The sequence below is a fragment of the Paenibacillus sp. DCT19 genome (assembly GCF_003268635.1).
In the GTDB taxonomy this organism is placed as follows: domain Bacteria; phylum Bacillota; class Bacilli; order Paenibacillales; family Paenibacillaceae; genus Paenibacillus.
This window is the reverse complement of record NZ_CP029639.1, coordinates 4,503,277-4,527,113: the sequence shown is the minus strand read 5'-3', so window position 1 is coordinate 4,527,113 and position 23,837 is coordinate 4,503,277. Positions and strand designations below refer to the sequence as shown.

At 45.9% G+C, this 23,837-nt stretch carries 20 protein-coding genes; all 20 read left to right on the top strand.

What is annotated here, in order from left to right; genetic code table 11:
- The first annotated feature begins 114 nt into the window (after positions 1 to 114).
- The 20 genes from DMB88_RS20700 to DMB88_RS20605 all read left to right on the top strand — a co-directional run bounded on the left by DMB88_RS20700 (position 115) and on the right by DMB88_RS20605 (position 23,835).
- Positions 115 to 2,313 carry a penicillin-binding transpeptidase domain-containing protein gene (locus DMB88_RS20700; RefSeq protein WP_254438276.1) on the top strand — a complete coding sequence of 733 codons (2,199 nt, stop codon included), beginning with the start codon at positions 115 to 117 and terminating at the stop codon, positions 2,311 to 2,313.
- 107 nt (positions 2,314 to 2,420) lie between these two features.
- Entirely contained in the window at positions 2,421 to 4,385 is a 1,965-nt protein-coding gene (locus DMB88_RS20695) for a stage V sporulation protein D (protein ID WP_128102857.1), read from the top strand.
- Between the two features lie 124 nt (positions 4,386 to 4,509).
- Entirely contained in the window at positions 4,510 to 5,997 is a 1,488-nt protein-coding gene (locus DMB88_RS20690; RefSeq protein WP_128102856.1) for a UDP-N-acetylmuramoyl-L-alanyl-D-glutamate--2,6-diaminopimelate ligase, read from the top strand.
- A complete protein-coding gene (gene murF / locus DMB88_RS20685; RefSeq protein WP_128104536.1) occupies positions 5,997 to 7,400 on the top strand; it encodes a UDP-N-acetylmuramoyl-tripeptide--D-alanyl-D-alanine ligase in 1,404 nt (467 codons plus the stop codon). The genes DMB88_RS20690 and murF overlap by 1 nt, the downstream gene beginning before the upstream one ends.
- A 22-nt stretch (positions 7,401 to 7,422) precedes the next feature.
- Complete coding sequence (mraY, locus tag DMB88_RS20680; RefSeq protein WP_056696140.1) at positions 7,423 to 8,391, top strand: phospho-N-acetylmuramoyl-pentapeptide-transferase; 969 nt, start codon at positions 7,423 to 7,425, stop codon at positions 8,389 to 8,391.
- Positions 8,392 to 8,394: 3 nt separating this feature from the next.
- Positions 8,395 to 9,816 carry a UDP-N-acetylmuramoyl-L-alanine--D-glutamate ligase gene (gene murD, locus DMB88_RS20675; protein ID WP_128102855.1) on the top strand — a complete coding sequence of 474 codons (1,422 nt, stop codon included), beginning with the start codon at positions 8,395 to 8,397 and terminating at the stop codon, positions 9,814 to 9,816.
- A gap of 48 nt (positions 9,817 to 9,864) precedes the next feature.
- On the top strand, positions 9,865 to 10,962 hold the full coding sequence (gene spoVE / locus DMB88_RS20670) for a stage V sporulation protein E (RefSeq protein WP_128102854.1): 1,098 nt from the start codon (positions 9,865 to 9,867) through the stop codon (positions 10,960 to 10,962).
- Positions 10,963 to 10,967: 5 nt separating this feature from the next.
- Complete coding sequence (gene murG, locus DMB88_RS20665) at positions 10,968 to 12,077, top strand: undecaprenyldiphospho-muramoylpentapeptide beta-N-acetylglucosaminyltransferase (protein ID WP_128102853.1); 1,110 nt, start codon at positions 10,968 to 10,970, stop codon at positions 12,075 to 12,077.
- A gap of 147 nt (positions 12,078 to 12,224) precedes the next feature.
- Positions 12,225 to 13,130, top strand: a complete 906-nt coding sequence (murB, locus tag DMB88_RS20660; RefSeq protein ID WP_128102852.1) for a UDP-N-acetylmuramate dehydrogenase — start codon at positions 12,225 to 12,227, stop codon at positions 13,128 to 13,130.
- A 17-nt stretch (positions 13,131 to 13,147) separates the two neighbouring features.
- A complete protein-coding gene (gene murA / locus DMB88_RS20655; RefSeq protein WP_128102851.1) occupies positions 13,148 to 14,431 on the top strand; it encodes a UDP-N-acetylglucosamine 1-carboxyvinyltransferase in 1,284 nt (427 codons plus the stop codon).
- 59 nt (positions 14,432 to 14,490) lie between these two features.
- Positions 14,491 to 15,258, top strand: a complete 768-nt coding sequence (locus tag DMB88_RS20650) for a cell division protein FtsQ/DivIB (RefSeq protein WP_128102850.1) — start codon at positions 14,491 to 14,493, stop codon at positions 15,256 to 15,258.
- A gap of 292 nt (positions 15,259 to 15,550) precedes the next feature.
- Positions 15,551 to 16,834 (top strand): cell division protein FtsA, encoded by a 1,284-nt coding sequence (gene ftsA, locus DMB88_RS20645; RefSeq protein ID WP_128102849.1) that lies wholly within the window; start codon positions 15,551 to 15,553, stop codon positions 16,832 to 16,834.
- A 148-nt stretch (positions 16,835 to 16,982) separates the two neighbouring features.
- Positions 16,983 to 18,095: a cell division protein FtsZ gene (gene ftsZ, locus DMB88_RS20640; protein WP_128102848.1), complete on the top strand. Its 1,113-nt coding sequence runs from the start codon at positions 16,983 to 16,985 to the stop codon at positions 18,093 to 18,095.
- Positions 18,096 to 18,394: 299 nt separating this feature from the next.
- A complete protein-coding gene (gene spoIIGA / locus DMB88_RS20635; protein WP_128102847.1) occupies positions 18,395 to 19,375 on the top strand; it encodes a sigma-E processing peptidase SpoIIGA in 981 nt (326 codons plus the stop codon).
- 11 nt (positions 19,376 to 19,386) lie between these two features.
- Positions 19,387 to 20,109 carry an RNA polymerase sporulation sigma factor SigE gene (gene sigE, locus DMB88_RS20630; protein ID WP_056696160.1) on the top strand — a complete coding sequence of 241 codons (723 nt, stop codon included), beginning with the start codon at positions 19,387 to 19,389 and terminating at the stop codon, positions 20,107 to 20,109.
- A 111-nt stretch (positions 20,110 to 20,220) separates the two neighbouring features.
- Positions 20,221 to 21,003 (top strand): RNA polymerase sporulation sigma factor SigG, encoded by a 783-nt coding sequence (gene sigG, locus DMB88_RS20625; protein ID WP_056696161.1) that lies wholly within the window; start codon positions 20,221 to 20,223, stop codon positions 21,001 to 21,003.
- A gap of 327 nt (positions 21,004 to 21,330) precedes the next feature.
- Positions 21,331 to 21,714, top strand: a complete 384-nt coding sequence (locus DMB88_RS20620) for a YlmC/YmxH family sporulation protein (protein ID WP_128102846.1) — start codon at positions 21,331 to 21,333, stop codon at positions 21,712 to 21,714.
- 56 nt (positions 21,715 to 21,770) lie between these two features.
- The gene (pgeF, locus tag DMB88_RS20615; RefSeq protein ID WP_128102845.1) at positions 21,771 to 22,670 is read left to right on the top strand and encodes a peptidoglycan editing factor PgeF; all 900 of its coding nucleotides are present in this window, start codon (positions 21,771 to 21,773) and stop codon (positions 22,668 to 22,670) included.
- 5 nt (positions 22,671 to 22,675) lie between these two features.
- Positions 22,676 to 23,377: a YggS family pyridoxal phosphate-dependent enzyme gene (locus DMB88_RS20610; RefSeq protein ID WP_128102844.1), complete on the top strand. Its 702-nt coding sequence runs from the start codon at positions 22,676 to 22,678 to the stop codon at positions 23,375 to 23,377.
- Positions 23,368 to 23,835 carry a cell division protein SepF gene (locus DMB88_RS20605; RefSeq protein ID WP_128102843.1) on the top strand — a complete coding sequence of 156 codons (468 nt, stop codon included), beginning with the start codon at positions 23,368 to 23,370 and terminating at the stop codon, positions 23,833 to 23,835. Before DMB88_RS20610 ends, DMB88_RS20605 begins: the two co-directional genes overlap by 10 nt.
- Positions 23,836 to 23,837 lie beyond the last annotated feature (2 nt).

Sequence of the window (23,837 nt, the reverse complement as noted above, 5' to 3'; positions counted from 1 at the left end):
AATGCGCACGATACTTATAGGGGATGTATTACCCTCTTTTTTCTTGTACTGGTGATTCGAATCTTCTTCATTCAGATCGTAAATAATGATTTTTGGACAAAAGAAGCCACCGGATTGATCGAACGGGATCAGACGATTAAGGCCAGTCGAGGTTCAATCACAGATCGAAACGGAAATGTACTGGCAACGGATGCTCCTGCATACACCGTATCTGTAAACCCCCTGCTAATTAATGAGCTAGGTATCGAGGATGAAGTTACAAGTAGACTCTCTTCTATACTAGGTAAAAATGAAAGTGAGATGCGTGCGATCGTCACAGCGAAGAAACCAGATAATGGCGGATTCTATGCCCAACGTGAAGTGCGCAGTGAGGGGTACAAGATTGGACCTGACCTCCAAGCGAAAGTGAATGAGTTTCGGGAAGAGTTGCAGGAAAAGTATAAGGCACGAAATGCTATTGTAATGACACAGGAATCGAAGCGCTATTATCCAGAGGAGACACTTGCTTCGCATCTGCTAGGTTATATGAATCGGGATGGAAAAGCGGTTAACGGGCTCGAAGTGTCTTATGATGATGTATTGACAGGCACGGACGGGCATTTAAATTACCAAAAGGATGCCAAAGGCATTAAACTGCCAGGCTCTCAGGATACGTATCTGCCACCACAGAATGGTAAAACGTTAAAACTTACGATTGATGATACGATTCAATATTATATTGAAGATGCCATGAAAGAAGCTGTGGCTAAATACAATCCGCTGAGTATGACAGTCATTGCAGCAGATCCAAATACAATGGAAATCTTAGGTATGGCTAACTGGCCAACCTTTAACCCGAATACGTATGGAGAAACACCGGATCAGAAAAACTTTATTAACCATGCGACGCAGTCAATCTATGAACCAGGTTCCACGTTTAAGATTGTCACTTTAGCAGGGGCAGTTGAAGAGAAGTTATTCGATCCGAATGCGACCTTTGAATCGAAACGGGTTTATATTGGCGGTTATCCGATCAGTGATAATGGTCATGCATATGGCTGGATTTCGTATTTGGAGGGTGTAAAACGTTCAAGTAACATTGCGTTTGTTAACCTTGGTTATAACATGCTGGGCGGTGATCGGTTACGTCACTATATTGATCAGTTTGGCTTCGGTAAGAAGACAGGCATTGATCTTCCAAGTGAGTCGGCCTCACCAATCAAACCACTGGTGTATAAGTCAGAGATTGCAACGGCTGCTTATGGTCATGGTCTCGTACAAGTTACACCGATTCAACAGGTGGCAGCTATTTCAGCGATTGCCAACGGTGGGAAGCTACTGACACCTCATCTGGTTAAAGAGATCATTAATCCGAATGATGGAACGACAGAAGTTATTAAGCCGAAGGAAGTTCGTCAGGTTATTTCGAAGGAGTCTTCCAAACTTGTGAGTGGATATTTGGAGCAGGTTGTCGCAGACCAAACGATTGGTACAGGACGTAACGCCTATATTGAAGGATATCGAGTAGCGGGTAAAACAGGTACAGCCAGAAAATGGGACGGTAAGGAATATAGTAAATCCAAAGACGTCGTTTCATTTATTGGATTCGCACCTGTGAACAATCCCAAAATCGCGATGCTGGTTCTTATCGACCAACCAAGCGGTGCTAATATTGGAGGCGGAACTGCCGCCGCTCCGGTATTTAAGAAAATCGTTAGCCAAACCCTTCAATATTGGGGAATTCCAAAAGAAACGGTATCAACCGCTAATAGCAAAGCGAAGGCTGATCCTGTCATTCAAATCAAGGCTCCTGATCTAATTGGCAAAACAGCAAAGCAAGCGAGAAGTCAATTACTGAATGCTGGTATTGCATATGAGACATTAGGCCAAGGCGAAAATGTGATTCGTCAGTATCCAGCTGCCGGAGATTTAATGAATCCTGGACAGCGAATCTACCTACTAACGGAAGAAAGCAGCAAGATGAAGATTCCGGATCTAAAGGGCTCATCTCTCCGAGATGCACTTGAAGTACTCTCTTTGATCAAAGTAGGCGTAACCGTTAAAGGAGAAGGCTTTGTTGTGAAACAGACTGAACAGGTATCAGGTGAGCAGCGTACGGTTCAGTTGGTACTTCAAACGGCCAAGGCGGCTGTCACGGGTATTGCAGATGATGCTCCAGACTCTTCGGACGCAGCGGTTGACAAGAATGCCGAAGATTCAAAATCAGATGCTGCCGGGCAGGGAGAAGAAGCGAGTCAGACCAATCAGAATGCTGCATCTTCAAGTGAGAACGAATCATCTGAAGGTAATCAGACGGACAGTTCACTTCCATAATACGCAATGGCATTATAAAATACAGCTTGTTCTAACCCCTGGTTGTCCCGAATATTCATGAATGTAAGGAAGCTCATGATTTTGGGACGAGTGGGGGGATCTTTTTCGTGAAGGGATCAAGTGTAAATTTACGGCGCAGGCTGTTATGGAGTTTAGTTGTTTTAATCTTATTGTTCTCTGCTCTGGTGATACGACTGGCTTATGTGCAACTGGGAAAGGGGCCGGAACTGTCGGCTAAGGCGGAGGAATCGTGGCGTCGGAACATTCCGTATTCGGCAAAACGGGGAGAGATTCTGGACCGGAATGGCACCTCGCTTGCTTATAATGTGACGAGTCCAACCATCATGGCTATTCCTGCCCAGGTGAAGGAAGCAGAGGTCACCGCAAAAGCACTCGCTCCACTGCTTGGCATGACGGAAGAGAAAGTGCTGGCAACCATCAAGAAAAGAGAACTCATTGTCAGACTACAGCCCGGCGGCCGCAAAATTACGATGGATAAAGCTCAACGCATCCGTGATTTGAAGCTTCCGGGTATCGTTGTTGCAGAGGACAATAAACGCTTCTATCCTTATGGTGATTTGGCTGCTCATATTCTTGGGTTTACTGGGATCGACAATCAAGGTTTAACCGGGGTAGAGAAAAAGTATGATGATAAGCTTAATGGCTTGAACGGCAGCGTGTCCTACTTGTCCGATGCGGCCGGAAGGCTAATGCCGGGCTCATCTGAGAAGTATGTGGAACCGAGGGACGGGCTGAATCTGGAGCTTACGATCGACAAGTCCATTCAGTCTATCATGGAGCGCGAGTTAGATCAGGCGATGGTCAAGTTTCAAGCAAACTCTGCGCTTGCCATTGCCATGAATCCCAAAACGGGTGAAGTGCTGGGAATGGCTAGTAGACCGGGATATGAGCCTGCTGACTATCAACAGTATCCTGCGGAGATTTATAACCGCAATCTGCCAATCTGGATGACATATGAGCCAGGTTCAACGTTTAAGATCATCACTTTAGCAGCAGCACTGGAAGAAAAGAAAGTGAATCTGCAGCAGGATCAGTTTTTTGATCCCGGATATGTAGAGGTTGGCGGTGCAAGGTTACGCTGTTGGAAGAAGGGCGGGCATGGGAGCCAGACATTCTTACAGGTTGTCGAGAACTCTTGCAACCCTGGATTCGTAGCTTTGGGTCAAAAGCTAGGGAAGGAATCGCTCTTCTCGTATATTAAAAACTTTGGATTTGGTACCAAAACGGGCATCGATCTTAGTGGTGAAGCGAGTGGAATTCTATTCAAGCTCTCACGAGTAGGTCCTGTGGAACTGGCAACCACTGCATTTGGTCAGGGTGTATCTGTGACCCCGATCCAGCAAGTTGCAGCAGTCTCTGCTGCGATTAATGGTGGTAAGCTCTACAAGCCTTATGTTACCAAGGCGTGGGTTCATCCTGAGACAGGTGAAGTGATGGAGGAAGCTAAGCCAGAGCTTGTAAGGCAAGTCATTTCGGAGGATACGTCCAAACAAGTGCGTGAAGCGTTAGAGAGTGTTGTCGCAAAAGGAACCGGTCGACCAGCCTTTATTGATGGCTATCGTGTAGGTGGTAAAACGGGAACAGCACAAAAGGTTATTAATGGGCGCTATTCTTCCAGTGAACATATTGTATCCTTCATCGGCTTTGCCCCAGCAGATGATCCTCAGATTGTCGTGTATACCGCTGTGGATAATCCTAAGGGAATTCAATTCGGTGGTGTGGTAGCAGCGCCGATTGTACAAAATATTTTAGAGGATGCACTTCACTATATGAAAGTTCCTGTGCGTAAGGATCAAGTTGCCAAAGAATATAAATATGGTGAAACTAAAATCGTAACCGTACCTGATTTAACAGGCGCGACGGTTGAGGACTTGTACGAGGATCTGAATATGAACTTCATGCTCGCGAAGTCCGGCAGCGGGAAATATGTAATTAATCAAGCACCTAAGCCTGGAGCACGTGTTGATCAAGGTTCAACCATACGTATCTATATGGGCGATGTCCTGAACGATGCTCATAATCATTCAGCAGAAGAAGGTCAGGAACCTTGAGTCTTATTCAAGGCCTGACCGCAACAAAATTCATCCAGATGCGTTTCATTAATTGGTTATAATGACGATAGTATAATAAAGACATATACAGAAGTAGTAAACTTTGAGAAGTGAGGTTATTCATGTGCTCTTAAAACAACTTGCATCAAAACTTATAACTGCTCGTCTGAATGGTGAACCAAATACAGAGTGCACAAACTTGCAGACAGATTCTCGTCAGGTACAACCGGGAGATCTGTTTATCTGTCTTCCGGGACATACCGTGGATGGACATGATTATGCGGAGAAGGCCGTACAGTCAGGAGCCGCAGCTCTGGTTGTGGAACGACTGCTCGATCTACCCGTGCCACAGCTTCTTGTGAGAGATAGCCGCGTAGCCATGGCTGTACTTGCTGATTTCTTTTTTGACTCGCCAAGTCACAAGATGAATATGATTGGAGTAACAGGAACGAATGGTAAAACAACGACCACGTACTTGATCGAAAAAATCATGAGTGACTATGGACAAAATACAGGGCTGATCGGTACGATCCAAATGCGTTATGCCGGTCGTACGTACCCGATGTCAGGTACGACACCTGAAGCACTTGATTTGCAGCGGAGTTTGCATGATATGGTACAATCGGGTACGCAGTGCTGCGTTATGGAGGTTTCCTCTCACGCTCTTGAACAGGGTCGTGTAAAAGGAACGGAGTTCCGCACAGCGGTGTTTACCAACTTGACACAGGATCATCTAGATTACCATCATTCCATGGAAGAATATCGCGCAGCAAAAGGGTTGTTCTTTGCCCGCCTAGGCAATGGGTATGCCGAAGAAGCTTCCAAACGGAAATTTGCGGTCATTAACGCGGATGATCCGGCAGCAGATTATTTCATTTCCGTTACGGCGGCTGAAGTGATTACATATGGTATGGGTGAAAATGCAGACGTACGTGCATCCCAAATTTCAATTACTTCTCAGGGTACAGCTTTCCATGTGGATACATTTGCAGGCAGTACAGATATTTCTCTACGAATGGTTGGTAAATTCAATGTGTATAATGCCATGGCTGCAATTGCTGCAGCACTCATTGAGGGCATTCCTCTTGAAGAAATCAAACGTAGCCTGGAGACCGTGCCAGGGGTAGATGGACGTGTAGAAGCAGTTGATGCGGGACAACCGTTTGCCGTCATTGTTGACTATGCCCATACACCGGATGGATTAGAGAATGTACTTAAAACAGTCAAAGAATTTGCTGAAGGACGTGTAATCTGCGTATTTGGCTGTGGTGGCGACCGGGATCGCACCAAGCGTCCGTTGATGGGCAAAATTGCAGCTTCATATAGTGACGTCGTTTTTGTCACTTCAGATAATCCACGGACAGAGGATCCTGACCTGATTCTTAAGGACATTGAGCAAGGGCTGATTGAAGAATCCGTTCCAGCGGATCGCTATGTTATGATTGTTGATCGACGCCAGGCTATTCATGAGGCTATTGAAATGGCAAGCCCAGCCGATGTAGTATTGATTGCGGGCAAGGGTCATGAAACCTATCAGATTATCGGAACAACCAAAACCGATTTTGATGATCGAATCATAGCCAAAGAAGCGATAAGGGGCAAATCCAATTGATAAAACGAACATTGGCACAATTGGCGGAGATGTGCGGAGGAACGTTGTGTGACACTGCCGCATATGGTGAGACGCTTGTAGAAGGCGTATTTACAGACTCACGTAAGCGAGCGGTCGGCAGCTTGTTTATTCCGCTTGTGGGTGAGAGGTTTGACGGGCACGAATTTGTGCAAACCTGTTTAGAGACAGGAGCTGCAGCTGCGTTGTGGCAAAAGGATCATGGTGCTGCTCCTGACGGAGCAATCATCCTTGTTGATGATACACTGCTCGCACTACAGGCACTTGCATCGGCTTATCTGAACGAGAGTCGTGCATCTGTCGTAGGTATTACAGGCAGTAATGGTAAAACCACAACAAAAGACATTGTGGATGCAGTTCTGTCTACGACGTACAAAGTACACAAAACGCAAGGTAACTTTAATAATCATATCGGTTTGCCATTGACCGTTCTGTCCATGAACGAAGACACCGAAATTATTATTTTGGAGATGGGCATGAGTGGACGGGGAGAGATTGAAGTTCTATCCAAGATCGCCCAGCCTGATGTGGCAATCATTACGAATATTGGAGAATCTCATCTACTTCAGTTGGGGTCTCGTTTGGAGATTGCTAGAGCCAAAGCTGAAATTGCGGCAGGCATGAAGCCTAGCGGTGTGTTGATCTACAACGGAGACGAGCCGTTAATCGCTCAAGTGCTGGCTGAACCATCAACGATACAGCCAAATGACATGCAGCGAGTAACGTTTGGACTTCAAACCGATAATGACGATTACCCGACAGGGATCATGAACGCTCCGAGTGGCGTTGTTTTTACGAGTAAGCAATCGGGAGAAGCAGCCTATGCACTTCCGCTGTTAGGTACGCATAATGTGGTGAATTGTCTGGCAGCCCTTGCTGTTGCGCGTCATTTCGGTGTGAAATCTGAGCAGGTTGCTGACGGGTTGTCCCGATTAAAGCTCACAGGTATGCGTATTGAGGTACTCCAGTCCTCCAGTGGACTCACGATACTTAATGATGCGTATAATGCTAGTCCAACTTCAATGAAAGCAGCGGTGGATGTTCTTGAAAGTTTACGAGGATATCGTTTCAAAGTCGCTGTACTAGGAGATATGCTTGAACTAGGGCCCCAAGAGGAAGAGCTTCACTATGGCATTGGGTCATATGTGACTCCAGATAAGATGGATATGGTACTGACATATGGCTCTCTTGCTGCAAGTATCGCTGAAGGGGCTAGGCAGCATATGCCTGCAGAAGCCGTTCTTGCCTTTGAGGATAAAGAGGAACTGACCCGTTACCTTATGGAGAAGCTCCAGCCAAGAGATGTTGTCTTGTTCAAGGCTTCCCGGGGAATGAAGCTTGAGGACGTGGTCGAAGCACTAAAAATAGCACCATTACAGAAATGAAGTAGACTAGAGGGGTGAACCCATGGATTTCCAGGTATTACTGTTAACAATCGGCGTTTCATTTATTCTGGCGGTGATTGCCGCACCGCTCCTGATTCCATTGCTGCGACGTATGAAATTCGGGCAGCAGGTACGGGAGGATGGCCCACAGAGCCATCTCAAAAAAAGCGGAACACCGACAATGGGCGGAGTCGTGATTTTGCTCGCGTTCACATTGGCATTTTTGAAATTTTCAGCAGTTAAGAATACAGACTTCTATGTCCTGCTTGTAGCTACACTGGGCTTTGGTCTGATTGGATTCTTAGATGATTACATCAAGATCGTATTTAAACGTTCACTTGGACTGACAGCTAGACAAAAAATGCTCGGTCAGTTGTTCTTCAGTGCAGTGATGTGTTACTTGTTAATTCAAAATGGACACAGCACGGCAATCTCCATCCCAGGTACATCGGTTTCCTTCGATTGGACCGGATGGTTCTATTATCCGTTTGTGGTCTTCATGATGCTTGCGATCACCAATGCGGTGAACTTTACCGATGGACTAGACGGATTGTTATCCGGGATTAGCGCTATAGCCTTCGGAGCATTTGCGATTGTTGCGATGCAAGCAACTTCGATGCCTGCTGCGGTGTGTGCGGCTGCCATGATTGGTGCTGTACTTGGTTTTCTAGTATACAACGCACATCCTGCCAAAGTATTTATGGGAGATACCGGTTCTCTTGGGATCGGTGGTGCAATTGGTGCAGTAGCTATAGTAACCAAGACAGAACTGCTTTTCGTCATTATCGGCGGTGTGTTCGTGATTGAGATTCTATCTGTAGTTATTCAGGTGATATCTTTCAAAACACGAGGCAAACGTGTGTTCAAAATGAGTCCTATTCATCACCACTTTGAATTAAGTGGATGGTCTGAATGGAGAGTTGTTATTACCTTTTGGGCGGTAGGCGCAATTCTGGCCGCTCTTGGACTTTATCTCAACAAGGGGTTGTAGATCATGAACCATCCTGAATCGTATCGCGGACAACAAATCGTTGTGCTGGGACTTGCCAAGAGTGGTGTGCAAGTAGCCAAAGTACTGCATCACGTTGGAGCAATTGTCACAGTAAATGATAAAAAAGAAAGAGAACAGTGTCCCGAAGCATCCGAATTGGAGGCTTTGGGAATTTCTGTTGTATGCGGAGGACATCCGGATGATCTGATCCACAGTGATGTAAAGCTAGTGGTTAAGAATCCTGGAATTCCTTATCAAGCACCACCCGTTCAGCAAGCATTGAATTTAGGCATCGAGGTAGTGACTGAAGTGGAAGTTGCCTATCACCTGTGTGCTGCTCCGATGATTGGAATTACGGGTTCCAATGGCAAAACTACCACGACGACGTGGGTAGGCAAAATGCTTCAGCATGCGGGCTTACAGCCTATCGTTGCTGGTAATATCGGAACCCCGCTTTCGGAGGCAGCACAACAGGCTACGGCCGATAATTGGATGGTTGTGGAACTTAGTAGCTTCCAGCTCAAAGGCACTAGTGATTTCCGTCCACGTATTGCTAGTTTGCTCAACGTAGCTGAGACTCACTTGGACTACCATGGGGATATGGATGATTATGTAGCTTCCAAAGCCAAGTTGTTCTCCAATCAGCAATCAGATGATATCGCCATTTTGAATTGGGATGATCCTGTATGTCGTGGACTAATACCTTACATCAAGAGCAAACTGCTTCCGTTCTCCATGACCGAGAAGTTAGAAACAGGCGTATATGCTGATCCTTCTTATGTGGATGGAGAAGAAGATGATGTGAAGCGTCAGGTGATTTATGCGGATGAGCAAGGTCATCGTCATGTGATTGTTGATGTGGAGAATATCGGCATTCCCGGAAGATTCAATGTAGAGAACGCGCTGGCAGCGGTAGCTATAGCGGTATCCGCTGGAGCTGATCCTGCTGTGCTTGCAACTCCTCTAATCGAGTTCAAGGGAGTTGAGCATCGACTTGAATATGTGTTGCAACATAATGGAGCTACATACTTCAATAACTCCAAAGCAACCAATTCCAAAGCTACGGTTATGGCGCTGAATTCTTTCAAAGAGCCCGTTGTACTTATAGCAGGCGGACTCGATCGGGGTTCAGATATGATGGAGCTCTTACCACTGTTCCAGGAACGAGTTAAGGCTGTTGTTGCACTTGGTGAAAATCGTGCGAAAATCGCTCATGTAGCTGAATTGGCTGGGTTAAAGCAAATTAAGGTCGTCGATAATGAAGAGGACGCTGCCAAGACGTTAACCGCTGCGGTGCAGGAAGCATCTCGGCTTGCGGCTCCAGGTGATGTAGTTCTTTTGTCACCAGCATGCGCAAGTTGGGACATGTTTGCATCCTATGAAGAGCGGGGACGCATTTTTAAAGAGGCGGCGCATAACTTGTAAGTAGGGGGGTGGAAAAGCCCCTACTTCCATGCAAGGGGTGGCCTCCTGATGAAACAGTCGCGACCGGCGCCAGATCTCTGGCTCCTGATATGTATTATGGCATTGCTTGCCATCGGCATTATTATGGTATACAGTGCAGGTTCGGTTCTTGCTTTCCACGACTATGGGGATTCATTTTACTTTGCCAAAAGACAACTTCTGTTCGCAGGACTTGGACTTGCCGCGATGTTTGTAACGGCGAGTGTGGATTACCGTGTTTGGCGGAAGTATGCAAAGCCGATTTTAATCGCCTGTTTTATTATGCTGATAGCTGTACTGATTCCGGGCATTGGTGTTGTTCGCGGTGGAGCGCGAAGCTGGCTTGGGATTGGTTCCTTTGGTATCCAGCCTTCAGAGTTCATGAAGCTAGGCATGATATTGTTTTTGGCACACTGGCTTAGTAAAGACCCTGGGAAAATCAAAACCTTCACCACCGGTTTACTACCGCCACTTGGATTGATGGGTTTGGCTTTTGGCATTATTATGCTACAGCCCGATTTGGGGACAGGCACAGTTATGATGGGTGCATCCATGCTGATTGTGTTTACGGCAGGTGCACGAATGAAGCATTTATTGTTCCTGGCTCTAGGCGGTGTGGCTGGATTCGCGGCGTTAATTGCGGCAGCACCTTACCGTTTGAAACGGATTACAGCCTTTCTAGATCCATGGTCTGACCCACTGGGCGCAGGATATCAAATTATTCAATCGTTATATGCAATTGGGCCAGGAGGACTCGCGGGTCTTGGACTCGGCATGAGCCGTCAGAAGTACAGTTATGTGCCAGAGCCACAGACGGATTTTATTTTTTCTATTTTGGCCGAGGAGTTAGGCTTTATCGGTGGGTTAATTGTATTGCTTTTATTTCTAGTGTTGGTCTGGAGAGGGATGCGTGTAGCAATGACAGTTCCTGATGCCTTTGGCAGCTTGCTCGGCGTAGGGATCGTAGGTATGGTTGCTGTTCAGGTGATCATTAATATCGGTGTTGTTATTGGGCTTATGCCTGTTACCGGGATTACACTGCCGTTAATCAGTTACGGTGGATCGTCTCTAACACTCATGCTCACTGCTCTAGGCATTTTATTAAACTTATCCCGTTATGCGAGGTGAAAACGATGCGAGTCGTTCTAAGCGGCGGCGGTACGGGTGGACATATCTATCCGGCTGTTGCCATAGCAAGACAATTGGAGACGGAGAATCCCGACTCGACATTTTTATATATTGGAGGAACCAGAGGTTTGGAAAGCAAACTGGTGCCTCAAGAAAATATTCCGTTTCAATCCATCGACATTACTGGCTTTCGTAGGAAACTGTCGATTGACAACTTGAAGACCGTTATGCGTTTTATTCAAGGTGTAAGCAAATCCAAAAAAATGCTCAAGGAATTTAAACCTGATGTCGTGATTGGTACGGGCGGATATGTATGTGGTCCTGTCGTTTACGCTGCGGCCAAGCTAGGTATTCCAAGTATTATTCACGAACAGAATGCCATCCCAGGTCTGACCAACAAGTTCCTCACACGTTATGTGGATACCGTAGCTGTTAGCTTTGAAGGTGCAGAAAAAGCATTCTCCGGGGCTAAACGAGTCATCTATACAGGTAATCCACGGGCAACTACGGTTGCTAAGGCGAGCCGTGATCGAGGTTTTGCTACACTGGGTGTTCCGATGGACAGCCGTGTTGTTCTTGTTGTAGGGGGCAGCCGCGGAGCCAAAGCAATCAACAAAGCAATGGTAGATATGGCTCCAAGGTTAGCTGAGCTGGATGATGTTCATGTGGTATACGTGACCGGCGATACCTATTTCGATGAAACAAGAGAAGCAATCCGAAGTTCACTTGGCACGATGCCTAATCATCTGCACGTATTGCCTTATGTGCACAATATGCCTGAAGTGCTTGCTTGTACTTCTCTGATTGTAAATCGTGCTGGGGCGTCATTCCTTGCGGAGATTACGTCACTTGGCATTCCATCTATTCTCATACCTTCGCCGAATGTAACGAATAATCATCAGGAAGCGAATGCGCGTACCCTTGAAGGTGGAGGAGCATCCATTACGATGTTGGAAAAAGATCTGACGGGCCAAAAGCTCTATGAAACCATTGCCGGCATCATGAATGATGAAGGGACTCGCAGGGAGATGGCTGCAGCATCCAAGCAGCTTGGCAAACCTGACTCAGCAGAGGTGCTTGTGAATGAAATTCGGCGACTCGCTGTGCGCCGCTAAAGTGTGTTCTGGGCGACTGTCACATCCCTGGCGGGACTGACATAAGATACCGTATAAATCGTGACAATCGTTCCATAGCGTCGTAGCACAGCCTGTTGAGACAGCAGCAGGCTTGCTCATCGGTTCGAAGTAAAGGAGGTTTTCAACATGCAGCAGTGGATATCGTTACTATCCCAGAATAATGTCGGCAAAGTTCTTGAAAACGAGCCGCTCGCAAAATATACAACATGGAAAATCGGTGGTCCTGCGGATGTGCTAGTCATACCGGAAAACAAAGAGCAAATGGTCAATCTAATTCAGTTGTTACAGAAGCATGAGATCCCGTGGATGCAACTCGGACGTGGATCCAACATGTTAGTATCTGACAAAGGAATACGTGGTGTTGTTGTGAAACCGGGAGAAGGCTTTGATTTTGCGGAATTTCACGAAGATGGCGTAACGGCCGGAGCTGCATTTTCTTTTGTTAAACTGAGTGTGATGGCTGCTAAAAAAGAATTTACCGGTTTGGAATTTGGTAGCGGCATTCCTGGAACTGTTGGTGGAGCTGTGTATATGAATGCGGGAGCCCATGGATCGGATGTGTCACGGATATTTCAATCCGCTGAGATTGTGCTGGGAACAGGGGAATTGGTACGTTACAGCAAGGAGGACATGAAATTTGCCTACCGCCACTCTGTACTGCATGACCAGAGAGGCATTGTACTGGAGGCTACGTTTGCTCTTCAGCAAGGCGAGCGCAAGGTCATTTCGGAATCGATGGCTGCCTATAAGAATCGCAGGCGTCGCACACAGCCACTGCAGATGGCTTGTGCAGGTAGTGTTTTCCGAAACCCACCTGGTGATTATGCAGCCCGACTGATTGAAGCAGCAGGGCTAAAGGGTAAGACACAGGGAGGCGCACAGGTATCCACCATGCATGCCAATTTCATTGTTAATACCGGCCAAGCAACAGCAGAGGACGTTATCACCCTTATGCAGCAGATTCAGAACACTATATCATCTCAAAACGGTATTGACCTGGTACCGGAAGTCTTCGTAGTGGGTGAGCGGTAAACCCCGGAGGTGATACATTGGACAAATTGGTGATTGAAGGCGGGAAACCCCTCTCAGGATCCATACGCATCCATGGAGCAAAAAATGCCGCTTTACCGATTATGGCCGCAAGTTTGTTGGCAGATGGGGAAGTCACACTGCACAACGTACCACACTTGCTGGACATTGAAGTAATGCTGTATATCCTGGAACGGCTTGGATGCACGTGTCGGCATGAACAGGGAACAGTGACGATTAATACGTCGTCCATTCAGTCTTATGATGTGCCTGAGGAGCTTATGAAACAGATGCGCTCTTCCATTTTCTTAATGGGACCACTGCTCGCTAAATTCGGGCAAGTATCCGTGTATCAGCCAGGTGGTTGTGCGATTGGAGAACGTAAAATTGATCTTCACCTCCGGGGCCTGGAAGCGCTCGGAGCGACAATCGAGGAACAGGATCAACAGATCATTTGTCGTGGTCGTGAGTTGGTTGGAACGGATATTCATCTGGATTTCCCGAGCGTGGGAGCCACGGAGAATATTATGATGGCAGCTGTGGTAGCCAAGGGCACAACAACCATTTTTAATGCAGCACGTGAACCTGAAATTCAGGATTTGCAGCACTTTCTGAATGCTATGGGCGCAAGTATCATTGGTGCGGGAACGGATACCATTACGATTAATGGCGTGGAAAAGCTGGTACCATGCTCATACGAAATTATTCCTGATCGAATTGTGGCTGGAACGGTGATGATCGCAGCCGCAGCTACGCGAGGAAATGTAACGCTTACACATTGCAATCCGGCACATCTTACTTCTCTTATACATGTGTTGAAGCGCACTGGTGTTCAAATTACAGTATGCAATGATATAATGACGGTGAGCTGTATGAGCCGTCCAAAATCAGTAGATCGAATTGTAACTTCACCTTATCCTTCGTTCCCCACAGACCTGCAGTCGCAAATTATGGTTCTGCTTAGTCTAGCCGATGGGTTTAGTGTAATGAAGGAGACGGTGTTTGAAGGTCGATTCAAACATGTGGATGAGCTGAATGTAATGGGAGCCGATATATCGGTAGATCTGAATGCAGCCTTTATACGTGGTGTTCCCCGTTTATACGGAGCCACAGTGGAAGCAACTGACTTGCGTGCAGGTGCAGCTCTGGTTATTGCTGGTTTAGCAGCACAGGGCAAGACGGTTGTAGAGCAAGTTCATCACATTGACAGAGGGTATGATTGTATCGAAAAGTTGTTCCAGAGTCTCGGAGCTTCCGTTGAAAGACAATCTCCCGTTTCGAAACAGCTCGATTTTGCCAATTAACGTCCTTTGAGTCCCCTTCTTCAAGGGAAGGGGGCTGAAGGCTTTGTGGAGCGCGATCTATGCCAAAAAGTCAAATTCCGGTTCTCAAAAAGAATCGGCCTAAACGAAACACAAGCCGTAAAATTGTATTCATTTTGCTACTTCTTTTTATTGCCTTACTTGCAGTGTTATTCTTTCGCTCTTCAATGAGTCGGATTTCGGAGATTGAGATTACGGGTAATGTATACACATCAACTTCGGAATTGTTGGAGAAAAGTGGTCTGAAGGTAGGCGAACAATTTTTTGGGACAAGCTCGTCAGAGATTATCGAACAACTGAAGACAGATAAAGCGATCTCTAATGTAACGGTGGACAAGCAGTTTCCTGGCACGATTCATATCAAGGTAGAGGAATATCCAACGGTTGCATATGAACTTGCCGCGGATGGAGCACTCAAAGCGATACTTGCCAGCGGGACAAGCTTGATTGTACCCCCTACCATTGGTGTAGCTGTAGAGAAACCCATTCTGACACAGTGGAAAGCAGACGATCCGCTCAAAGCCAAATTGAGTGAAGTCTTAGCTACCATACCGAATGAGCTTACAACGGACATTTCGGAGATTATTCCGAATCCTACGCCCTCATTTCCGGATCAGATTCGGATCTATACAAAATCGCAGTTTGAAGTGATTACGACGGTGTCTATGCTGCCGGACAAGGTGGAATATCTTAATCAGGTTATTGAGACGGAGCGGCCAGGAAAAATAACGATGTTGGAGGCCGATACCTATGTACCTTTTATCGCCGACAACCCTGAGGACGATGTTGAACCAGGAGCAAATCCTTGATTTCGGATTGTTGGGTTTGAAATGAATTTAAAATCCCTACGGAATCAGGGTTTGCCCACGTCTAACCTGTGAAAGTTGTTCTTTCTGAGATGAAGAAAAAATGATACACTTGAACTTATGGCACTGGAGTTGCCTCCTTCTTTTTTCTTCAAGGTTTTATGTCTCGCAACCAGATCTTGGCACCCAAAAAAATTGTAGAAAAAAGAGGGAAAGCCTAAAGTGTGTTGAATATGTTTTAAGAGTGTTTAAACCCGAACGTATTTTACTATTGGAGTCAGGAGGTGCCACAGACTTGAGTAACAATGACATCATTGTTAGTTTGGACATCGGTACATCCAAAATTCGCGCTATTATTGGGGAAATTAATAATGGAACCTTTAATATTATTGGAGTTGGATCTGCCGACTCGGAAGGAATTCGCAAAGGTGTAATCGTAGATATCGATCAAACGGTACAGTCGATTCGAAATGCTGTGGATCATGCTGAACGTATGGTAGGTATTCAAATATCCGAAGTATATGTTGGAATCTCGGGAAATCATATCGGACTGATGAGCAGTCACGGCGTCGTGGCAGTATCTAACGAGGATCGTGAAATCGGAGAAGAAGACATGGAGCGGGTGTTGAAAGCAGCCGAAGTTATTGCGGTTCCGCCGGAACGGGAAATTATTGACGTTGTCGCCAAGCAGTACGTTGTTGATGGCTTGGAAGGCATTCAGGATCCCCGTGGTATGATTGGTGTTCGTCTGGAAGTGGAGGCGACCATCATTACGGGTGCAAAAACCGCGATACATAATCTTTTGCGCTGCGTAGAGAAAGCGGGTCTGAAAGTAAGTGATTTGGTACTCATGTCACTTGGTGCAGGCCAATTGGCTTTATCTAAAGATGAAAAAGCAATGGGATCTGTACTTGTTGATGTTGGAGCAGGGGCTACAACGATTGCTATCTTTGAAGAGGATAGTCTTGTAGCAACTTCAACGTTACCCATTGGCGGAGAGTTCGTAACGAATGATATCGCCTATGGTTTGCGTACGCTAACGGATCAAGCAGAAAAGGTGAAGCTGAAATATGGCTGTGCTTGGCTGGATGATGCTGCCGCGGATGTCATGTTCAAAGTGACACGAATCGGTAGCAATGTGGACAAAGAATTCTCGCAAGAGGATTTGGCAGCCATTATCGAACCAAGAGTTCAGGAAATATTCCAGATGATCTCTCAAGAAGTGAAGCAACTTGGTTACACAGAGCTTCCTGGAGGTTATATACTAACGGGAGGAACCGTGTCTATGCCAGGTGTTCTGCAAGTAGCTCAGCATGAGCTTGCTGCATCGGTGCGAGTAGCCGTTCCGGATTATATCGGTGTACGCGACCCAGGCTTCACTAGCGGGGTTGGTATTCTGCACAATGTAATCCGCAGTTTGCGTCTTCGTCCTTCGAGCAGCAACGGCGGTGGCAGCAACAATAATAACAATAACAACAAGAAACCGACCAACCGTGTTAAGCCGAATGCGTCTCCGGAATCGGAGCAAAAACCGGGTTTGTTCGAACGGCTGAAAAATATGTTCAGCGAATTTATATAACAGGTTGAATCTCTTTCATACTTCTTGAAGACGTCTGAATGCGCTGAAACTAACATAAACGCTTTCGTTCGTCGATATATGAAATTGATTCGGTTCAATCAAAAATTGGACGAGCCATCCATGCACATTGAGGGGGAGATGGAATAATATGTTGGAATTTGATTTCGAGATGGAGAGCTTGGCTCAAATAAAGGTCATCGGGGTAGGCGGCGGCGGAAGCAATGCTGTTAACCGAATGATCGAAAATGGTGTACAAGGTGTGGAATTTATAACGGTAAATACAGATGCTCAAGCATTGCATCTGGCTAAATCCGAACATAAATTGCAAATCGGTGACAAACTAACACGTGGTCTTGGCGCAGGTGCTAACCCCGATGTTGGTAAGAAAGCAGCGGAAGAATCCCGCGATCTGATCATGAATACGCTCAAAGGTGCAGACATGGTATTTGTTACAGCCGGTATGGGCGGTGGTACAGGTACAGGAGCGGCTCCAGTTATCGCTGAGATCGCCAAAGAATGTGGTGCACTTACAGTTGGCGTAGTAACACGCCCATTTACTTTTGAAGGACGTAAACGTTCTAGCCATGCAGAGCAAGGCATTGAAGCTCTGAAGGAAAAAGTAGATACACTAATCGTTATTCCTAACGATCGTTTGCTTGAGATTGTAGACAAAAAGACACCGATGCTGGAAGCATTCCGTCAAGCAGATAACGTATTGCGTCAAGCAGTACAAGGTATTTCTGATCTGATCGCTGTTCCGGGTCTAATCAACCTTGACTTTGCTGACGTCAAAACGATTATGCATGAACGTGGATCTGCGCTGATGGGTATTGGTGAATCTACTGGTGAAAATCGTGCGGCTGAAGCAGCTCGTAAAGCGATCATGAGTCCTTTGCTTGAAACATCAATTGAAGGTGCTCGTGGCGTAATCATGAATATCACAGGTGGCATTAACCTGTCGCTATATGAAGTTAACGAAGCAGCAGAAATCGTCACGTCTGCTTCCGATCCGGAAGTAAACATGATCTTCGGTGCCATCATTGATGAGAACCTGAAGGAAGAAATCAAGGTTACGGTGATCGCGACTGGCTTTGAAGATAAGCCTGTATCGCCGCCACCAGCTCGTAAAACTGCTCCAACTAGTGAGCCTACGGATAACCGTGCGCCTAATCTGCGTCCGTTCGGCAATCAGCCAAGCAGCGATCAGTTGGACATTCCGACATTTTTGCGCAATCGTTCACGTAACACTAATAACGACTAAACAAAATATAGTTTGTATTCTAAACCCGGTTCTCCATATGGAGTTCCGGTTTTTTTATTTTTTTGCGCCATGTATACGTAGCTTAGCTAGCCCATAAAGCAATCAAATTAACTGTACCATACGGTAATGAACAAATTCTGAACAATCAATCAGAAGCGTAATCCGACAAAAATAGTTGAGCCGATCCCTCCATGATTAGACAGACTTTGAAGAGGGGCTGCGTATACTTGTGAATATCCTGATAGGTGTATAGCGGTGCATTATATCGAATTCTGATATGGATGTAGGCAGGTGAAGCGTTGGTTGTTTATGTGGATCTTATCTTTTTGACGAACTTGTGTATTGACGGTGCACTTATTGGACTTACGGCATGGATGCGAGGCATCAAGTTAGTTTGGTGGAGATGGCTACTGTCAGCAGTAGTAGGTGCGCTGTATGTGGTTATGATGTTTGTGCCGGAGCTGGAATTCATGTTCACCTTTCTGATCAAGTTCGGCTTGTCACTGGTGATGCTCAGCATCGCATTCGGGTTTAAAGGCCTTCAGTCTTTCGTAAGGACCTTGGGTACCTTCTACGTCATCAATTTTGTGGCCGCTGGAGGCATTCTAGGTATGCATTATATGCTTCAGAATTCAGGTGAGATATTTAACGGTATCTGGTTTACCACGTCTGGTGGGATGTCCTTTGATCTGAAAATTGCGTTCTGGTTTACGTTTATCGTGTTCTTTACTGTTTTATTTTTATTCAAGGTTGTTCAGAACTCCAAACGCAAAACAGATCGAATGACAACTTATTTAGGTAGAGTCGAAGTTGTGATTGACGAGGTGACCATAACTTGTACAGGCCTTGTGGATACCGGCAATCAGCTGACAGATCCTCTTTCTCGGTTACCGGTCATGGTCATGGAAGTCTCACTTTGGCAAGATCTGTTGCCTGAGGCTTGGAAAGGCAGGTTGAAGGACGAGGCACCGGACAACCTTATTATGGAACTGGATCAAGAGCAGTTTCGTTGGCAGGATCGTTTAAGGCTTGTCCCATTTCGCGGGATTAACAAAGGAACTGCTTTTATGCTCGCGATAAGACCTGATCTCGTTCGAGTGAGTCTGGGTGAAATATGCTATGAAACAACGAAGGTGTTGGTAGGTCTGGATGGCGGCGTATTGTCTTCAGAGGGCAAGTATCGTGCTGTGATTCATCCTGAACTCGTGTCAGAAGCTGTTAACACACAGTCTACGGCTCTCACGGTGGGAGCAACAGAAAAGCCGCTGAATGTGGTATAGGAGGGACGAACATGCTTGTAAAATGGAAATTGGTAGCTCAGCTGCAATACTATCGTGTGTTGTTTTTGTTCGGTCTGAAGAGTGAAGAGATTTATTATATCGGTGGGAGTGAAGCGCTACCACCTCCGTTGACCCGTGAAGAAGAGGAATTTTTGCTTCAAAAGTTATCCTCAGGAGACGCTGCGATCCGAGCGATGCTGATTGAACGGAATCTGCGATTGGTCGTTTACATTGCACGCAAATTCGAAAATACGGGTATTAACATCGAAGACTTGGTCTCCATCGGAGCCATTGGGCTTATTAAAGCGGTGAACACATTTGATCCGGAAAAGAAAATTAAACTGGCAACTTACGCATCGCGTTGTATTGAAAATGAAATTCTAATGTACTTACGGCGTAATAGTAAAATTCGTACAGAGGTTTCTTTTGACGAACCGCTCAATATTGATTGGGATGGAAATGAACTATTATTATCCGATGTACTCGGTACAGAGAACGATACAATCTATCGAAATATTGAAGAACAAGTAGATCGTAAGTTGCTGCATAAGGCTCTGGAAAAATTAACCGATCGTGAACGGATGATTATGGAGCTTCGCTTTGGCTTAACGGATGGGGAAGAAAAGACGCAAAAAGATGTTGCCGATTTACTCGGAATCTCGCAATCCTACATCTCTCGTCTCGAAAAAAGAATCATTAAAAGACTACGCAAAGAGTTTAATAAAATGGTCTGAACAGCGTGAAATGTAAAGTTGGGTATTAATGGCAAGGTTGCCAAGGACGAATAAAAAAGCCTGCCCCGGAGATAATGTACATTAATGTTTCTCCTTGGGAGGTAAATCACGATGACCCGAAACAAAGTCGAGATTTGTGGCGTGGACACCGCAAAGTTGCCTGTTCTCACCAACACTGAAATGAGGGAATTATTTCATTCCCTTCAGCAACATCACGATCGCTCAGCAAGAGAAAAATTAGTGAATGGCAACCTGCGTCTGGTACTCAGCGTCATTCAGCGCTTTAACAATCGAGGGGAGTTTGTCGATGATCTGTTCCAGGTTGGATGTATTGGCCTGATGAAAGCCATTGATAATTTTGACTTATCCCAAAATGTTAAATTTTCAACGTATGCGGTTCCGATGATTATTGGGGAAATCCGTAGATACTTGCGCGACAATAACCCGATTCGGGTATCTCGCTCCTTGCGGGACATTGCTTATAAAGCACTTCAGGTTCGTGACAGCCTGACTAATAAAAATTCCCGTGAACCGACGATATTCGAAATTTCCGAAGCACTGAATGTGCCTAAGGAAGATGTCGTGTTTGCATTAGATGCCATCCAAGACCCGGTTTCACTCTTTGAACCGATTTATCATGACGGTGGAGATCCGATCTATGTGATGGATCAGATCAGTGACGATAAAAACAAGGATGTATCATGGATTGAAGAGATTGCACTTCGAGAAGCGATGCATCGTCTTGGTCAACGCGAAAAAATGATTTTGTCCATGCGTTTTTTTGAAGGAAAAACGCAAATGGAAGTAGCTGATGAGATCGGCATTTCTCAAGCGCAGGTATCGCGCCTGGAGAAGTCGGCCATACAACAGATGCAAAAGCATGTTAAGTCGTAAGATGAAGTAGAGCCAAGAAGGCGATCAGAGGGAAATAACCTGGGGTCGCCTTTTTGCTGTGAGCCGAGAAATAGGACATTTTTCGCAACAGGAACATATAATTATATATAAGTGCGTGTTCAAAAAGGGTGGTTTTCAGTACCGAGAAGATGGGATGAAGATAGAAATGGAGTAGCGGAGCGTAGGAAAAACTACGTGAGCAACGGACATTTCGGCTGAATTCCATATTCGACGTTAAGATGCCACAGGGCATCCTTTGTAATCAAAAGCGGACTTTTTGAACAACCCCTATAAGTGTGATGGTGGGCAAAGGCGGGAGGAAACCGGATGAAAGGAAATACAGGGGAATCCGTATCAAGAGGTGTGAAGATTTCTGATTTCCAAACGAAGGAAGTCATCAATATTACCGATGGTAAGCGGCTAGGCCAGATAAGCGACTTGGAGCTGGATCTGAGACAGGGCCGTATTGAGGCGATTGTGGTGCCGGGGTCTAGCCGGTTTATGGGGTTATTTGGCGGTGGAACGGATCTGGTCATTCCGTGGAGAAATATCGTAAAGATTGGCTCGGACGTTATTCTGGTCAAAATGGATGAGATAAAGGAAACAGTTCTAGATGATCGTGACCGCGAAGCACGGATGTACGATGAACAACAAGGTCGTTTACAGCGTGAGGAACGAATTGAGCGGTTAGAGCGCAGTCAGCGACAATGATCTAGTCAAGACAGAATGCATTACATTTGGTAAACTGGAAGTTGTGAGGTGAGAAGATGGAATCCTTTATTTTAGATCATGATGATACAGAACAAGATATAAAGCAGGCAGAACAATTCATTGCTGAACCAAGGTTATTACATCTGGAGCCGTGGAGACAGCAATTCAGTAAGATGACCGCAGGATTTACTACAAGACAGGGAGGCGTTGGGATTGCTCCTTACGCCAGTCTGAACTGTGCATATCATGTGGGAGATAACGCAGACGATGTTCTCCGTAATCGTAAACTTGTTGCTGAACAACTCGGTTTCTCGGTAGAAGCGTGGACCTGCGGAGAACAGGTGCATGGCAAACATGTAGCGGTAATCACCGCAGAGGATCGAGGCAGAGGTCTGCAAGATCGGCAGTCTGCTCTTCAGGATACCGATGGACTGGTTACGAATGTACCAGGTGTATTATTAACGTCGTTCTATGCAGACTGTGTACCACTCTATTTCTATGATCCTGTTCAACAAGCGGTTGGGCTTGCACATGCTGGATGGAAAGGTACTGTTGCTGGGATCGCGCAGTCCATGATAGAAACGATGGAAGAGAACTATGGGAGTCGCAGAGAAGACATTCGCTGTGCTATTGGGCCTTCAATTGGAGACTGCTGTTATGAAGTAGACGAGAATGTTATGCAGCATGTACGGGTTTGGCTAGACGATCCTACGGGTAATGATGAATACATGGAGTCTGCTTCTAATCGCATTTATCAACCTGCCAATAATGGAAAAACGATGTTAAACTTGAAAGAATGTAATCGACACATTATGATGAAAGCAGGAATATTGCCGGATCATATCGAATGTACAAGTTGGTGTACAAGCTGCCATACAGAACTGTTTTTTTCATATCGTAAAGAAAATGGAACAACGGGTAGAATGGCGAGTTGGATTGGGCTGGAAGAGAGGTGACCTCTGTGTCATTGGAGGAGCGTATACAACAGGTAAATCAGAAGATTGAAGACGCGTGTCAGCGCAGTAACCGTGCACGTGAGGAAGTGAACGTAATTGCAGTTACCAAATACGTCTCGCTTAAAACGACGGGAGCTGTGTTGCAACATGGTCTTGAGCATATTGGAGAAAACCGCTGGCAAGATGCGCAGGCGAAATGGGAGGCTTTTGGCCAACAGGGCATATGGCATTTTATTGGTCATCTGCAGACGAACAAAGTGAAGGACGTTATTGGTAAATTCCGCTACATACACTCCCTGGATCGTTTATCGCTTGCGAAGGAACTGGATAAAAAGGCGGCTGCACTCGGTATTCAGGTGGAGACGTTTTTACAAGTTAACATTTCGGGTGAAGAGAGCAAATATGGATTACAGCCCGAACAGGCCAAACCATTTTTGCGTGAGATCAGTTCATTTAGCAACCTAAAAGTCGTCGGTTTAATGACGATGGCGCCTCATGAGGAAAATCCTGAGCTTACCCGTCCTGTATTCCGTGGACTTCGTGAGCTTAGAGACGACTTAAATGGACAAGCCTTGACCTCAGAACCGATAAGCCAGCTCTCTATGGGCATGTCTAATGATTTTGAAGTGGCCATTGAAGAAGGGGCAACATGGGTTCGGCTGGGTTCAATTCTTGTAGGAAAAGAGGAGGGTTCACGATGGGCGTAATGAATAAATTCATGAATTTCCTAGGGCTCCAGGAAGAAGAAGAGATTGTGGAGCGTGAACGTTTGGCAGCGCAAGAGGAAACTGAGGCAGAACATCAAGAAAATGAAACCTCCAGTCTGGATAAACGTAGAAACCAAAGGGGTAATAATGTCGTGAGCATTCATTCCCAGAAAAATGTTAAAGTTGTCCTTTATGAACCGCGTTCATATGACGAAGCTCAAGAGATTGCCGATCATCTTCGTTCCCATCGCACGGTTGTTGTTAACTTGCAGCGAGTGCGTCAGGATCAGGCATTACGCGTAATCGATTTTTTGAGTGGTACGGTATATGCCCTAGGTGGCGGGATTTCTAAAATTGGCGGCAACATTTTTCTCTGTACGCCAGATACAGTTGAAATTCAGGGAGCAATTTCGGAAATACTGGCTGACAGCGAGCAAGATTATAACAGAATGAGGTGAGC

Coding starts and splice junctions, on each gene's coding strand:
- DMB88_RS20605 (WP_128102843.1), top strand. CDS start 23,368: ATGGGCGTAATGAATAAATTCATGAATTTCCTAGGGCTCCAGGAAGAA.
- pgeF (WP_128102845.1), top strand. CDS start 21,771: ATGGAATCCTTTATTTTAGATCATGATGATACAGAACAAGATATAAAG.
- sigE (WP_056696160.1), top strand. CDS start 19,387: ATGCTTGTAAAATGGAAATTGGTAGCTCAGCTGCAATACTATCGTGTG.
- DMB88_RS20620 (WP_128102846.1), top strand. CDS start 21,331: ATGAAAGGAAATACAGGGGAATCCGTATCAAGAGGTGTGAAGATTTCT.
- murB (WP_128102852.1), top strand. CDS start 12,225: ATGCAGCAGTGGATATCGTTACTATCCCAGAATAATGTCGGCAAAGTT.
- DMB88_RS20650 (WP_128102850.1), top strand. CDS start 14,491: ATGCCAAAAAGTCAAATTCCGGTTCTCAAAAAGAATCGGCCTAAACGA.
- spoVE (WP_128102854.1), top strand. CDS start 9,865: ATGAAACAGTCGCGACCGGCGCCAGATCTCTGGCTCCTGATATGTATT.
- murG (WP_128102853.1), top strand. CDS start 10,968: ATGCGAGTCGTTCTAAGCGGCGGCGGTACGGGTGGACATATCTATCCG.
- ftsZ (WP_128102848.1), top strand. CDS start 16,983: ATGTTGGAATTTGATTTCGAGATGGAGAGCTTGGCTCAAATAAAGGTC.
- sigG (WP_056696161.1), top strand. CDS start 20,221: ATGACCCGAAACAAAGTCGAGATTTGTGGCGTGGACACCGCAAAGTTG.
- mraY (WP_056696140.1), top strand. CDS start 7,423: ATGGATTTCCAGGTATTACTGTTAACAATCGGCGTTTCATTTATTCTG.
- murD (WP_128102855.1), top strand. CDS start 8,395: ATGAACCATCCTGAATCGTATCGCGGACAACAAATCGTTGTGCTGGGA.